Origin of the sequence: Magnetospirillum aberrantis SpK, assembly GCF_011022235.1 — a bacterium.
Lineage (GTDB): Bacteria > Pseudomonadota > Alphaproteobacteria > Rhodospirillales > Magnetospirillaceae > Magnetospirillum > Magnetospirillum aberrantis.
The window spans coordinates 1-14696 of sequence record NZ_JAAIYP010000011.1 but is presented as its reverse complement, the minus strand read 5'-3'; the positions used below and the strand labels follow the sequence as shown (position 1 = coordinate 14696).

Below are 14696 nucleotides of genomic sequence, written 5' to 3'. Positions count from 1 at the left end.
CATGGCCAACCCACCGAGGAAGCCGGCCGAGGTCGACAGCAGTTGGATGGAAACCTATGGCGACATGGTGACCTTGCTGCTGTGTTTCTTCATTCTTTTGGCCTCGATCTCCAAGATCGACACCGTCTTGTACGAAAAGGTGCAGTCGGGCATGACCAAGGAAATCGGCAAGATGCCGCCCCAGCGCCCCATCGAGGACATGAAGAAGGAGTTGACCGAGGTGGTGTCCGCCATGTCGGGCGGCGACGCCATGGCCGACGTCGCCACCGACGACCGCGGCGTGGTGATGAACCTGGACGCGGGCGCCATGTTCAAGCCGGGATCGGCCGAGGTGCGATCCGAGGCCATGCCGTTGCTCAAGGAAATGGCTACCACCTTGGGCCATCCGCGCTTCGCCACATATCTATTGGAAATCCAAGGGCACACCGACGACACACCGGTCGCCACCGCCCAATATCCGACCAATTTCGATCTGGCGGCGGCTCGCGCCTTGTCGACCATGCGCGTCATGAAAAGCCTGGGGATCGAGGAAAGCCGGATGATCGTCGCGGCGTTCGGGCAATATAAGCCGCGCGTCCCCAACCGCACCCCCGAAGGCACACCGCTGCCAGTCAACCAAGCGCTCAACCGCCGGGTCTCGGTCCACGTGGTCCCGCATTGATTTTGTAGGGTTGGCCCCTCAGGCCATAACCAGTTCCATGCCGTCACGGGCGGCGATGGTGCCGGGCAACAAGATGGTGGCCTCGCGCTCGACCTCGGCCATGAAGGTGTCGTCGTGGTCGGGATCGTGATGGAACAAAACCAGCTTCTTCACCCCAGCCGTCTTGGCCAGACGGACACCTTCCTGCCAGGTGGAGTGCCCCCAACCGACCTTGGCCGGAAATTCGGCGTCGGTGTAGGTGCTGTCGTAGATCACCACGTCAGCTCCCTCGATCAACGTCAGGACGTTGCGGTCGGGCTCTCCCGGCTGGTGTTCCGTGTCGGTAACGTAGCACACCGACACCCCCGCAGCCTCGATCCGGTAGCCGGTGGCACCGTTGGGATGACGCAGCGCGGCCGTTTTCACCACCACCCCGTTGGGAAAGGTCAGGGTGTCGCCGGCCACGAAATCATCGAAGGACAAGGCCCCGCGCATGGCCGACAACGGCACCGGAAAGGTCGGGTTCTCCATCTGGTTGGCCAAGACGGCGCGGATCCCCCCCGGCTTTCCCGACAAATGCCCGGCCATGATCCGCAAGGCGAAATCGGGAACAAACGCCGGAGCGAAAAAAGGAAAGCCGTTGATGTGGTCCCAATGGGTATGGGTCAGCATCAAGGTCGCCGAACTGGCGCCACTTTTCAGCAGCTCGCGCCCCAGGGTACGGATGCCGGTACCCGCATCCAGAATGAAGGAATGGCCATCGACGGCTATTTCCACACACGAAGTGTTGCCGCCATAGATCATGTGGTCGGTCGAGGGACAGGCGATACTTCCACGCACACCCCAGAACTTAACCATGTACCCCATTCATCCATGCTCCCCAGCATTGACTGCGGGATTCTAGACCTTTTGGATAGGTCGCGCATCGGTAATCCGCCGGATATACGGACGGTTCACACATTTTCCAAGGCGATTTTCTTGCCGACGTCCAGTTTCAACACCGTGCTGGCCGATCCTTGGTTGACCGCCACCTCCAACAAACCGATAGAGTTCTCGTACCAGAACGGCATCCCGACGGGGTGGTCCGAAAAAGTTCCAGCCCGGCCCAGGCGCGACGCCCCCACCCGCACCAACGTCGTGTCCGCCACTTGCGAGGCGCGGACGCCGGTCATGACGTTGCCGTAGCAATCCACATAGACCACTTCCGCCAAGTCGTCGGGCCAATCGCCGGGGCGGAACGGTTCCACCCGCCGCGCGCCGATCCGTTCGGGCGGTTCCCCTTGCGCCAAACGTGCCGCCACCGGAGCAAAAAGGTCGCGTCCGTGGAACGACGCCGACAAACGCGATGGCCGCCAGGTGACGGCCCAGCATCGCCAATGGTCGGCCCGCCGCAACAGCATTTCGAACAAGCCGTTGTCCGGCCCGACAAACCATCTTCCATCGACTTCGACGATCAACGGCAACCTGTCGCCGCCGACACCGGGATCGACCACCGCGACGACGACCATGGATTTCGGCCATTCCGGCACCAGCGCCGCCAACAGATAGGCCGCCGCCTGGGGATGAAAGGCGGGCGCATCGGCCATCAGGTCAAGCACGGGAGCGCCCGGCGCCTGTTCCAGCAACACGCCACGCACTTGGCCCAGATAGGGCCCCGCCACACCGAAATCGGTAAAGAGACCGATTGGATGCACGATAAGATCCCCCGTAATATGCAACAGCAATGCACATTATTCGCCGTGCACATCATCTCCGCAAGAAATCCATATGCGGCAACGCAACAAATAAAAACCTTGTTCCCCAACCCGCCCTCAGGTCGAACATCCACCCTATCCTTTCCCCATATGCACTTTTCATGTTCCTAGACCATCGGAACCCTTGTTCCCGTACAAGTATAGGGGGTATGGTGGGACCAACTTCGAACGAGCCCGGTCGAAGAACGCTCGGGTATTGACTGCGAGGTCAGAGTGAATCGGGGACAAAAAGCCAGCGAAGATCAAGGGTTGGCGATGCCGATTCCGGTGCCGACACGGGTGCCGCTCTGGACCGTTTCCTTTTATTTCCTGGCGGGGCTTGCCGCCATCGTCCTGGCCAACAGCCACGATGTGTTGGGAACGACCCTGCCCGGCCCGTTCGCGTTAAGCGGGTGGCTGGCCAGTTCGGCATTGGGGCTTTATCTGGTGCTGTCCAGCCGGGTGCGGACGACCGAGGCCGAGGCGTCGGCCCGCGCCCGCGAATTGGCCCGCGCTTCCGAAGCCGCCCTCGACACCATGATGTCGTCGCTTCCCGACGCGCTGATCATCGCCGACGAACGCGGCCGGGTGCGCAAGTTCAATCCGCGGGCCGCTTCGTTGTTCGGCTATTCCCCGGACGAAGCCAAGGACGAACCGGTCGACGGCCTTCTGGCCGAACCCTATGCCCGGCAATTGCGCGAACGCTGGAAGATTTTCGTGGCCGACGGCAGCGGCGACCTTGTGTCGTCGCGGCGCGAGGTTCTGGGCCGGCGCAAGGATGGCGCCGTCATCCCCATGGAATTGTCGGTGGCACAGCTTGAACGCGACGGCGAACGTCATTTCGTCGTCGTCCTGCACGACATTTCCGCCCGCAAGCGGGCCTTGGCCCGCCTCGACGTGGCGGAAAAAGTTCTGGAATGCACCATGGAAGGCGTGATGGTCACCGACCGACGCGGCACCATGTTGTGGGTCAACCAGGGTTTCTGCCGCATCTCCGGCTACGCGCGCGACGAGGTGCTGGGACAAAAGGCCGCCATGTTGAAATCCGGCCTGCAAGGCCCCGATTTCTATACGGCCATGTGGACCCGCATCCGCGAGCAAGGCGAGTGGCAGGGCGAAATATGGAACCGCCGCAAGGACGGCGAGGCGTTCCCCGAATGGCTGACCATCAAGGCCATCACCGACCCTTCGGGTCAGGTCACCCGCTATGTGGGCGTGTTCTCGGACATCTCGAAACACAAGCGGGCGGAAGAAACCATCCGCACCCTGACCTATTATGACGCGGTCACCCGTCTGCCCAACCGTTACCTGTTGATGGACCGCTTGGATCAAGCCTTGGAACGCGCGCCGCGTTCGGGCCGCAGGCTGGCCCTGGTCATGGTCGGGCTCAACCGTTTCAAACAGATCAACGAAACCTTGGGCCACCAGACCGGCGACCAGGTGCTGCGTTCCGTCGCCGACCGGCTGGGCGCCAGCCTGCGCGGACACGACACGGTGGCCCGCCTGCGCGGCGACACCTTCTGTTGTCTGCTGACCGACCTGGCCCAGGACCACGACGCCCATCTGGTCATCTCGCGCCTGTTGGAAAGCTTTGCCGCCTCGTTTGAGATCGGCGACCACGAATTGTTCGTCACCGCCAAGGTCGGCATCAGCGTCTATCCGGTGGACGGCACCGACCCCGAAAGTCTAGTGCAAAAGGCGGAAACCGCCATGAACCGGTCCAAGGAACTGGCCGACAACTCGTTCCAGTTCTACACCCCGGAAATGCACGCCAACTCGGTGGAACGGCTGCGCCTGGAAACCGAATTGCGCAAGGCGCTGTCACGCGACGAATTCGTCGTCTACTACCAGCCCAAGATCGAGACCAGTTCCGGCCGGGTGGTCGGCGCCGAAGCGTTGGTGCGCTGGCGCCATGCCGAACTGGGCATGATCTCGCCCGCCGACTTCATCCCCATCGCCGAGGAAACCGGGCTGATCGTCCCCATCGGCAATTGGGTCCTGAACCATGTGTGCGAGCAGATCAGGGCGTGGCGCGACGCCGGCCAACCGGTGGTGCAAGTGGCTGTCAACCTGTCGGCCCACCAGTTCCGCCAGCCCGATCTGGTCGAGCGGGTCGAGGAAGCATTGCAAATCCACGGCATCGACCCCGATTTCCTGGAACTGGAGCTGACCGAGAGCGCGGTCATGCATAACGCCGAAAGCGCCATCACCACCTTGATGGAACTGCACGGCCACGGCGTGCGGCTGGCGGTGGACGATTTCGGCACCGGCTATTCGTCGCTCAGCTATCTTAAGAAGTTCCCGCTGGACAAGCTCAAGATCGACCGCTCGTTCGTGATGGACATCGACACCAACCCGGCCTCGGCCGAGATCGTCGGCGCCATCATCGCCATGGGGCATTCGCTGAACCTGGAAATCGTCGCCGAAGGTGTCGAGAACGACGCCCAGCTTGAGGTGCTCAAGGGACTGAAATGCGACGAGATCCAGGGCTTCTATTATTCGCGGCCAATTCCCGCCGACACCTTCTCGGGCATCCTGCGCCTGGGCCGCATGGACGGCCACGCCACGGCGGCGGAATAATGCCAAGTCTCGATGAGCGCGACTCATCGAGACTTGGTCGGGCGCAAGGCGCCCGCGCCGCCAATGCGGCGGGAGCCAAGGGTTTTGGAAAAACCCGCCCGGCGCTTGAGGGCGGCGTTGATCGGTTCAGATCAACGCGATTTGAATAAGGCTTAGCGGCCGTCCGGCCCATAAAGCTGTCTGGCGCGTTTTTCGAACGACGCCACCATCAGCTTGACCGCCTCGTTGAACAAGGCGCCGATGACCTTTTGCAGCAGCTTGGAACGGAACTCGAAATCGACGAAGAAGTCGATGGTGGTGCCGCCGTCTGCCGTCGGAACGAAAATCCAGTGGTTGTCCAGGTGGTGGAACGGACCCTCGGTGTACTTGACGTCGACGCGCAGTCCCTCGGGATCAAGGACGACCTTCGAGGTGTAACGTTCGCGGATCATCTTGAAGCCGATGACCAGATCGGCAAAGAACACCAACCCCTCGCGCCGGCGGATGCGCGCGGCAACGCACCACGGCAGGAACTCCGGGTAACGCTCCACATCCGCCACCAGATCGAACAATTGCCGGGGCGTATAGGGCAAGGTGCGCTTTTCGGCGTGGGTCGGCATGGAACCCCCTACTCCGCCGCGCCGGTCAGCTTTTGCCTCGCGGCACGCAACTCAGCGAAGTCGCGATCGGCATGGTGCGACGACCGGGTCAGCGGCGTCGCCGCCACCATCAGGAAGCCCTTGGCCTTGGCCAGGGCGCGATAATCGTCGAATTCGTCAGGGGTGACGAAGCGATCGACCCCCACATGCTTGGGCGTCGGCTGAAGATATTGACCGATGGTGATGAAGTCGATGCCGGCCGAACGCATGTCGTCCATGACCTGCATGACCTCGTTGCGGGTTTCGCCCAGGCCGACCATGATGCCCGATTTGGTGAAGATGGACGAGTCCACCTCCTTGACCTTCTGCAACAGGCGCAGGCTTTCGAAATAGCGGGCACCGGGGCGGATGGTGGGATAAAGCCGCGGCACGGTTTCCAGATTGTGATTGAACACGTCGGGACGTGCCCGCGCCACGGTTTCGATGGCGCCAGCCTTGTCGCGGAAATCGGGGGTCAGGATCTCGATGGTGGTGTCGCCGCCCAGGGCGCGGATGCGCTCGATGCAGGCGACGAACTGAAAGGCGCCGCCATCGGCCAGGTCGTCACGGTCGACCGAGGTGATGACCACATGCTTGAGGCCCATCTTGGCCACGCTCTCGGCCAGATTCTCGGGTTCCATCATGTCGACGGCCCCCGGCTTGCCGGTCTTGACGTTGCAGAACGCGCAAGCCCGCGTGCAGGTATCCCCCAGGATCATGAAGGTGGCGTGCTTGTGCTTCCAGCATTCGCCGATATTGGGGCAAGCCGCTTCCTCGCACACAGTGTGCAGGTTCTTGTCACGCATCAGGCGGCGCACTTCCGCCGCCTCTTCCGAGGTGGGGGCTTTCACGCGAATCCATTCCGGCTTGCGCGGAGACGGATTGTCGGGCTTGCGGGCCTTTTCAGGATGGCGAAGTACGGGCTTGTCGGTCATGGCTTGGATATGTCCCCGGCACAGGCGGCAGGTCAAGACAAGAGTGCGTCCGGTTCAGGCGGAAACGTCTCTCTTTGACCGTCACCCTCGGGCTTGACCCGAGGGTCCATGGATTGCCGGGTCAAGCCCGGCAATGACGATAAGGCGGCGGCGCCTCCGGCAAACCCTCCCCTCCTCCCGCCCGAAGGCAGAGGCCGGGGCAGAAGGGACACGTCTTAGAAGTGAATGGCCCGGCCAAAGGCCGACAACACCGATTCGTGCATCATCTCCGACAGGGTCGGATGCGGGAACACGGTATGGATCAACTCGGCCTCGGTGGTTTCCAGGGTCTTGGCGATGGTATAGCCCTGGATCATCTCGGTGACTTCGGCGCCGACCATATGAGCCCCCAGAAGCTCGCCGGTCTTGGCGTCGAACACCGTCTTGACCAGACCTTCCGGTTCGCCCAACGCGATGGCCTTGCCGTTGCCGATGAACGGGAAACGGCCGACCCGGACCTGATAGCCCTTCTCGATCGCCTTCTTCTCGCTCAGCCCGACACTGGCCACCTGGGGATGGCAATAGGTGCAGCCGGGAATGTTGCGGATGTTCATGGTATGCGGATGCAGACCGGCGATGGCTTCGACGCAGATGATGCCTTCGTGGCTGGCCTTGTGCGCCAACCATGGCGGCGCCGTCAGGTCGCCGATGGCGTAGACGCCCGGTTCGTCGGTGCGGCACAGCACGTCGGTGACCACGTGCCCCTTCTCCACCTTGACCTTGGTGTTTTCCAGACCGATGTTCTCGATGTTGGCAACCACGCCCACCGCCGAGATGACGCGGTCAACCACGATCTCTTCGATCTTGCCACCTGTCTCGACCTGCACGGCGACGCCGTCGGCCAGCTTGCGCAGGCCCTTGACCCCGGCCGAGGTCATGATCTTCATGCCCTGCTTCTCGAACGACTTGCGGGCGAAGGCGCTGATTTCCTCGTCTTCCACCGGCATGACGCGGTCCATCATCTCGACGACCGTGACCTGGGATCCCAGGGCGTTGAAGAAGCTGGCGAACTCGATGCCGATGGCCCCCGAACCGATGACCAGCAAGCGCTTGGGCAAGGTGTCGGGAACCAGCGCCTCCTTGTAGGTCCACACATATTTGCCGTCGGGTTCGAAGCCGGGAATGACGCGGGCGCGGCCACCGGTGGCCAGGATGACGTGCGGCGACGACAAGGTGACGTTGTCCTTGCCCGCCACCTCGACCTTGCCTTTGCCCAACAGCTTGCCGTGGCCGTCGAACACGGTGACCTTGTTCTTCTTCAACAGACCCTTGACCCCGGCCGACAACTGGGCGGACACGCCGCGCGAACGCTTGACCACCGCCGCCAGGTCGAAGCCGATTCCCTGCGCCGACAGGCCATAGGACGCGGCGTGCTGCATGTTGCGGTAGACCTCGGCCGAGCGCAAAAGCGCCTTGGTCGGGATGCAGCCCCAGTTCAGGCAGATGCCGCCCAGATGCTCGCGCTCGACCAGCGCGGTCTTCTTGCCAAGCTGGGCGGCGCGGATGGCGGCCACATAGCCGCCGGGACCGCCGCCGATGACCACCACGTCGAAGCTGTTGTCGGCCATGTCAGTACTCCACCAGGATCATTGCGTGTCTCGGACGCCGCGTCATTCGCGGCCACCGGGGAAAAAAGGAACCAGCCGGGCATCGACCTCGAGGTCGTAGCGTTCGCACAGCCGCCACACATGCAGCCCCATCACCTCGCGCAGGGCGCCCAACAACTGGAAAAAGGCGAAGGTCGGCAACGAAAAGCGACGCCCGGACTTTTTGTCCCAGGCCTCGGCCTCGTCCAAATACTTGCGGCACGCCGCACGCATGGCCGCCAAGGTGTCGCTGGCCGCCGAATCGTCGGGCAGCAGCAGCCGTGTGTCGGCAACCAGCCGGCGCAATTCGCCGATGGTGCGGTAACAGCGTTCCTGTTCCTCGGCCATCACCAGATGACCGTTGAACAATGGGCTGCCTTCCAGCATGGCCATCAGACCGGCCAGGGCCTGGGCCTCGGCGGCGTTGGGCGTCTCCACGACCGGAGCGCCGGCCGCCACCGGGCGGGGCAGTTCTCGCACCTTGAGGCGCATGGTTCTCACCCTTTCGTCAGTGGGTTCCAGGCCTGTTCCATCTCGAACATCAGGTCGTGGTCGGCCACGTAAGCCCACAGGAAATCGTCGAAATCGCCGCCATGCCGGGTGGCGACATACATGTCCAAAGCCTGGGCCTTGGCGCGATAGACCGGCATCAGGTCGAAGCTCCAGCCCAGATCGGCCTTGCGCACCGGCATCAGCGCGCCGTCGCCTTCATCCTCGCCGGCCAGCACCCGCCGCACGGTGAAACCGCCGTCGGCAGCGGCGGCCTCGAACTCGCCCAGGCTCAGTTCGTCGACCAGCGCGTCCAGATAGGGAAACGCGGTAAAGGCCATCAGGAACACCGCATGGCCTGGAGCGGCGGCGATGTCGGCGGGAACCGGCATGCCGCGAAAACGGGTGACGAAGAAACGGGTCAACGGGTCGCGCCCGGCCAGGGCGTCACGCCCTTCGCCGACATAGATGGCCCGCAAGGAATCGCCCCAATCCAGGCATTCGCCGAACAGGGCGTTTCCCGCCTGGGCCATGCGCCCCTCGCGCAGGTTTTCCTTCCATGCCTCGAACGCCGAGCGTACCGAGGGCATGGAGCGGGTTATGGTTTCCCGTTCCATGTCACCCCCCGTCACATATCACAGCAGCATGGCAAGCGGATCTTCGACCAGCTTCTTGAACGCCGCCAGGAACTCGGCGCCGACCGCGCCGTCCACCACACGATGATCCACCGACAAGGTACAGGTCATCACCGTGGCGATGGCCAGCGCGCCGTTCTTGACCACCGGACGCTGTTCGCCGGCCCCCACCGCCAGGATGCAGCCCTGGGGTGGGTTGATGATGGCGGCGAATTCCTTGATGCCATACATGCCCAGGTTGGAAATGGTGAACCCGCCACCCTGGAATTCCTCGGGCTTGAGCTTGCCGTCCTTGGCCTTGGTCGCCAGTTCCTTCATCTCGTTCGAGATGGCCGCCAGCCCCTTGTGGTCGGCATGGCGGACGATGGGGGTGATCAGACCATTGGGGGTCGCCACCGCCACCGAGACGTCCACATCCCTATAAAGCTTGATCGCATCCTCGCCCCACGAGGCGTTGGCGGCGGGAACCTTTTTGAGCGCCAGGGCCACGGCCCGGATGACGAAGTCGTTGACCGACAGCTTGTAGGAATCGGAACGGCCGTTCAGTTCGGCACGAACCTTGAGCAGCGCGTCCACCTCGCAATCGATGGTGAGATAGAAATGCGGCACGGTCTGCTTGGCTTCGGTCAGGCGGCGGGCGATGACCTTGCGTATCGAGGAATTGGGAACTTCCTCGTAAGCGGGCTCGAAGGGATTGGCGGCGGCCGGGGCCATCGCGGTCTTCGGCGCGGCGGCCGCGACCGGAGCAGCGGCAGGGGCCGGCGCGACGGCCACACCGCCCTTTAGCGCGGCCTCGACGTCGGCCTTGACCACGCGGCCATGGGGGCCGGAGCCCTTGACCGCCTTGAGATCGAGACCGGCCCCGGCGGCCAGACGCCTGGCCAGCGGACTGGCGAACACACGGTCGCCAGCTTGGACCGCAACGGGAGCAACCGCCGGGGCGGCGGCGACCGGAGCCGGAGAGGCGACCGGAGCAGCGGCGGCGACGGAGGCAGCGGCAGCCTTGGGCGCGGCGGAAAGGACCGAAGCGTCCTCGCCCTCTTCCAACAGGATTGCGATCAGGGTGTTGACCTTGACCCCGCTGGTTCCGGCGGGAACCAGGATCTTGCCGATGGTTCCCTCGTCCACCGCCTCGAACTCCATGGTCGCCTTGTCGGTCTCGATCTCGGCGATGACGTCGCCGGACTTGACCGCGTCGCCTTCGTTCTTCAGCCAGCGGGCCAGGGTGCCCTCGCTCATGGTCGGCGAGAGCGCGGGCATCAAAATCTCGATGGGCATGACGCTCTCCCCCTTACTTCTTGTAGCAGACCTTGCGGGCGGCGTCGGCGACGTCGTCCGCACCCGGCAGCGCCAGGCGTTCCAGGTTGGCGGCATAGGGCATGGGTACGTCCAGCCCGGCCACGCGGACCACCGGAGCATCCAGCCAGTCGAAGGCATTTTCCATGATCTGGGCGGCGATCTCGGCACCGATGCCGGCATAGGCCCAGCCTTCCTCGACGGTGACCAGACGGTTGGTCTTTCGCACCGAGGCGACGATGGTGTCGATGTCGAGCGGGCGCAAGGATCGCAAATTGACCACCTCGGCCGAGATACCGTCGGCCTCCAGCTTGGCGGCGGCGTCAAGGGCGACGCCGACCATGCGGGAATAGGCGACGATGGTCACATGTTCACCCAGGCGTTCGACCTTGGCCTTGCCCAGCGGCACGATGAAATCCGGGTCCTCGGGCACGTCGAAGCTTTGGCCGTAAAGAATCTCGTTTTCCAGCACCACCACCGGGTTGGGATCGCGGATGGCGGCCTTCAACAGGCCCTTGGCGTCGGCGGCCGACCACGGCGCCACCACCTTGAGGCCGGGGCAATGGGCGTACCACGACGCGAAATCCTGGCTGTGCTGGGCGGCGACACGGGCGGCGGCACCGTTGGGACCACGGAACACGATGGGACACGGCTGTTGCCCGCCCGACATGTAAAGGGTCTTGGCCGCGGAATTGATGATGTGGTCGATGGCCTGCATCGAGAAGTTCATGGTCATGAACTCGACGATCGGCTTGAGCCCGGCAAAGGCCGCGCCCACCGCCATGCCGGCGAAGCCCATTTCGGTGATCGGGGTGTCGATCACGCGGCTGGGGCCGAACTCGTCGAGCAGACCTTGCGACACCTTATAGGCGCCCTGGTACTGCCCCACTTCCTCGCCCAACAGGAACACGCCGGGATCGCGGCGCATTTCCTCGGCCATGGCGTCGCGCAACGATTCGCGCACCGTCTGGCGGGCATAGGAGGCATAGACCTTTTCCTCGGGCGCCGGCCGGCTGGGAGCCGGGGCGCAGATGGCGGCGACGGTGCCGGGCGCGTCGTGGCGCACCGGCTGGGTGCAGACGGGCTGCTCCATCACCTTGGTCAACGCGGTCTCATCCTCGCCTTCCTCCAACAGGATGGCGATGGGGGTGTTGACCGCCACACCTTCGGTTCCGGCCTGGATCAGGATCTTGCCGACATGGCCTTCCTCGACCGCTTCCAGTTCCATGGTGGCCTTGTCGGTCTCGATCTCGGCCAGCACCTCGCCGGACTTGACCGCGTCACCCTCGTTCTTCAACCAACGGGCCAGCTTGCCCTCGGTCATGGTCGGCGACAGCGCCGGCATCAATACTTCGATCGCCATCGTCAGCTCCTTAGGCCTCGATCAACACGTCGGTCCACAGCTCGGCCGCATCCGGCTCGGGGCTGGTCTGGGCAAAGTCGGCGGCCTCGCTGACCACCGCCTTGACCTCGCGGTCGATTTCCTTGAGCGCCGCTTCGTCCACCGCGCCCATCTCCAGCAACGTGGCCTTCAACGTGTCTATGGGATCGTGCTGTTCCCGCATGCGGCTGACTTCCTCCTTGGTCCGGTACTTGGCCGGGTCGGACATGGAATGGCCGCGATAGCGATAGGTCTTCATTTCCAGGATATAGGGGCCCTGGCCCGAGCGGGCGTGCTCCAGCGCGCGGGTGGCTGCCTCGTTGACCTCGATCACGTTCATGCCGTTGACCGGTTCGCCGGGGATGCCATAGGCGGCACCGCGCTTGAACAATTCCGTGCCGCCGGCCGAGGCGCGCTCGATCGAGGTGCCCATGGCGTATTTGTTGTTCTCGATCACGTACACCACCGGCAACTTCCACAGCGCCGCCATGTTGAAGCTTTCGTAGACCTGGCCCTGGTTCAACGCGCCGTCACCCAGATAGACATGACAGACGCCGCCATCCTTGGTGTACTGATGCGCCAGCCCCAGGCCGGTGCCGATCGGCACCTGGGCGCCGACGATGCCGTGACCGCCGTAAAAGCGCTTTTCACGGCTGAACATGTGCATCGAGCCGCCCTTGCCCTTGGAATAGCCGCCGATGCGGCCGGTCAGCTCGGCCATGACGCCCTTGGGATCCATGCCGCAGGCCAGCATCTGACCGTGGTCGCGATAGGAGGTGATGACCGAATCGGTCGGACCGGCCGCCGATTGCATGCCGATCACCACGGCCTCCTGGCCGATATAAAGGTGGCAGAAGCCACCGATCAGGCCCATGCCGTAAAGCTGACCCGCCTTTTCCTCGAATCGACGGATGCGCAGCATGTCGCGATACCATTGGATCAACTGAGCCGTGTCCGGCTCCGCCACCTTGGTCCGACGCTTGGGACTAGTCGCCATGGTTCCTCCCAGGGCTTGAATGTTGCTTTCGAGAGATAGGTAAACGAGCCTACCCTATTTTGCAAGCACCAACGACGGCGGAAACATTTGTTTTGCAACGCAATATAAGCAATTAACCGTTTTATGGTTAACCACCCCACACCCCATCCTTTGAGGTGGTGTCGCTGTTTTATGCCTTTCGCCGTGCCGATACCGCCCCTCACATATCGGAAGCCTGCCGCTCCAGGAAAAGCCCCTTTCTTTCGTCGAAGCGCGCATAATGATGCCAAGCCGTTTTCACCAGGGCTACTCCACGAAAGGAGGTTGCCATGCGCGCCATGCTGCTGGACGCCCCAGGGCGGCCATTACGGCAGGCCGAACTTGCCATGCCCATTCCCGGCCCAGGGCAAGTCCGAGTGAAGGTTCTGGCCTGCGGCGTATGCCGTACCGATCTGCATGTGGTTGACGGCGAGCTTGCACACCCAAAGCTGCCCTTGGTGCCCGGCCACGAAATCGTCGGCCGCGTCGATGCCGTCGGCCCCGGTGTGTGGGACCTCGCCTTGGGCGAGCGCGTGGGCATTCCCTGGCTGGGCCACACTTGCGGTGCCTGCCCCACCTGCCGCAGCGGTCACGAGAATTTATGCGAGCAGGCGGGGTTCACCGGCTACACCCTGGACGGCGGCTATGCCGAATACGCGGTGGCCGAAGCCGGCTATTGCTTCCGCCTGCCGCCCAACCTCGACGACGTCGCCGCCGCGCCGTTGCTGTGCGCCGGCCTGATCGGCCACCGGGCGCTTGCCATGACCGGCAATGCCGACCCTCTGGGGTTTTGGGGGTTCGGAGCCGCCGCCCACATCCTGGCCCAGGTGGCCAGGGCGCAAGGCCGCACCGTCTACGCCTTCACCCGACCGGGCGACGTCGCCGCCCAAACTCTGGCCCTCAAGCTGGGCTGTGCCGGCGCCTATGATGCCGGAACGCCGCCGCCCGAGCCCCTGGGCGCCGCCATCGTCTTCGCCCCGGTGGGGGCGCTGATCCCCGAAGCCCTGGCGCGGGTAAAGCCGGCCGGCGTGGTGGTGTGCGCCGGCATCCACATGAGCGACGTTCCGGCCTTCCCCTACGCCTTGCTGTGGGGCGAACGGGTGCTGCGTTCGGTCGCCAACCTGACCCGCCGCGACGGCGACGAATTCATGGCCCTGGCGGCCAAGATTCCGCTTCATATGGAAACCACGGCCTATGCCCTGTCGGATGCCAACCAGGCCTTGTCCGACCTGCGCGACGGCCGGTTGACCGGAGCGGCGGTGCTGGTGCCGTGAGAACCACCCGGTTTCTCTTGCCGCCGCACGTCCTTGACTGAACGAAAAGGGGGCGGAAAGTCTCCTCTCCGCGCCCTTTCTTTCCCCCTCACGCGGCCTTCGGCCAGCCGTCGTACACCGCCAGACTGTCAGCCTCGGTCTCAGCGGCGATCACCGCCGCCACCGTCCGCAACAAATCCGGCCGGGGATGCCCCAACGCCTCGCCCCGCGCCACCACACCCCGCAAATCCCATCCCGGCGACCGCACCCCATCGGCGATCAACCCCGCCATCTCGACCAACGCCCGCTCCCGCCATTTTGGGAACACCGCGTAACGATAGAACCAGCATTCGAGGATAAGGTCACGCTGACTGCCTGGATTCGCGGCGTCCAACGCCCGTTCCACCAACTCCGCCGCCTCGCCCTCACGGCCATCGGCGATCAAAATCCAAGCCAGATTGCCGAGCGAATTCGCATGTTTCGGATCTGCCGTGATT

At 63.8% G+C, this 14696-nt stretch carries 14 protein-coding genes; 3 read left to right on the top strand and 11 right to left on the bottom strand.

The annotated features are described in order from the left end of the window. The first annotated feature begins 1 nt into the window (after position 1). On the top strand, positions 2-661 hold the full coding sequence (locus G4223_RS03040) for an OmpA/MotB family protein (protein WP_163674827.1): 660 nt from the start codon (positions 2-4) through the stop codon (positions 659-661). A gap of 18 nt (positions 662-679) precedes the next feature. Here G4223_RS03040 and G4223_RS03035 read toward each other — a convergent pair whose 3' ends face one another. Then, positions 680-1507, bottom strand: a complete 828-nt coding sequence (locus tag G4223_RS03035; RefSeq protein WP_163674824.1) for an MBL fold metallo-hydrolase — start codon at positions 1505-1507, stop codon at positions 680-682. Positions 1508-1593: 86 nt separating this feature from the next. Continuing rightward, positions 1594-2334 carry an SAM hydrolase/SAM-dependent halogenase family protein gene (locus G4223_RS03030; RefSeq protein WP_338086802.1) on the bottom strand — a complete coding sequence of 247 codons (741 nt, stop codon included), beginning with the start codon at positions 2332-2334 and terminating at the stop codon, positions 1594-1596. Between the two features lie 315 nt (positions 2335-2649). Here G4223_RS03030 and G4223_RS03025 point away from each other — a divergent pair, with 315 nt between their 5' ends. Next, positions 2650-4953: a putative bifunctional diguanylate cyclase/phosphodiesterase gene (locus G4223_RS03025; protein WP_163674821.1), complete on the top strand. Its 2304-nt coding sequence runs from the start codon at positions 2650-2652 to the stop codon at positions 4951-4953. Between the two features lie 152 nt (positions 4954-5105). Here G4223_RS03025 and G4223_RS03020 read toward each other — a convergent pair whose 3' ends face one another. The 8 genes from G4223_RS03020 to pdhA all read right to left on the bottom strand — a co-directional run bounded on the left by G4223_RS03020 (position 5106) and on the right by pdhA (position 12928). After that, entirely contained in the window at positions 5106-5552 is a 447-nt protein-coding gene (locus G4223_RS03020; RefSeq protein ID WP_163674818.1) for a type II toxin-antitoxin system RatA family toxin, read from the bottom strand. 8 nt (positions 5553-5560) lie between these two features. Continuing rightward, positions 5561-6505 carry a lipoyl synthase gene (gene lipA, locus G4223_RS03015; RefSeq protein WP_163674815.1) on the bottom strand — a complete coding sequence of 315 codons (945 nt, stop codon included), beginning with the start codon at positions 6503-6505 and terminating at the stop codon, positions 5561-5563. Between the two features lie 215 nt (positions 6506-6720). Continuing rightward, complete coding sequence (gene lpdA / locus G4223_RS03010) at positions 6721-8112, bottom strand: dihydrolipoyl dehydrogenase (protein ID WP_163674813.1); 1392 nt, start codon at positions 8110-8112, stop codon at positions 6721-6723. Positions 8113-8154: 42 nt separating this feature from the next. After that, a complete protein-coding gene (locus G4223_RS03005; protein WP_163674810.1) occupies positions 8155-8622 on the bottom strand; it encodes a hypothetical protein in 468 nt (155 codons plus the stop codon). A 5-nt stretch (positions 8623-8627) separates the two neighbouring features. Further along, positions 8628-9236 (bottom strand): hypothetical protein, encoded by a 609-nt coding sequence (locus tag G4223_RS03000; protein WP_163674807.1) that lies wholly within the window; start codon positions 9234-9236, stop codon positions 8628-8630. Positions 9237-9254: 18 nt separating this feature from the next. Then, positions 9255-10532: a pyruvate dehydrogenase complex dihydrolipoamide acetyltransferase gene (locus G4223_RS02995; RefSeq protein WP_163674804.1), complete on the bottom strand. Its 1278-nt coding sequence runs from the start codon at positions 10530-10532 to the stop codon at positions 9255-9257. 13 nt (positions 10533-10545) lie between these two features. Beyond that, positions 10546-11913 carry a pyruvate dehydrogenase complex E1 component subunit beta gene (locus G4223_RS02990; RefSeq protein WP_163674802.1) on the bottom strand — a complete coding sequence of 456 codons (1368 nt, stop codon included), beginning with the start codon at positions 11911-11913 and terminating at the stop codon, positions 10546-10548. Between the two features lie 10 nt (positions 11914-11923). Next, positions 11924-12928, bottom strand: coding sequence for a pyruvate dehydrogenase (acetyl-transferring) E1 component subunit alpha (gene pdhA, locus G4223_RS02985; protein WP_163674799.1), 1005 nt, complete (start codon positions 12926-12928; stop codon positions 11924-11926). 308 nt (positions 12929-13236) lie between these two features. Here pdhA and G4223_RS02980 point away from each other — a divergent pair, with 308 nt between their 5' ends. Continuing rightward, a complete protein-coding gene (locus tag G4223_RS02980; protein ID WP_163674796.1) occupies positions 13237-14220 on the top strand; it encodes a zinc-dependent alcohol dehydrogenase family protein in 984 nt (327 codons plus the stop codon). An 88-nt stretch (positions 14221-14308) separates the two neighbouring features. Here G4223_RS02980 and G4223_RS02975 read toward each other — a convergent pair. Then, positions 14309-14696: hypothetical protein (locus G4223_RS02975; protein ID WP_205762353.1), on the bottom strand; the 388-nt coding region annotated here is incomplete at its 5' end.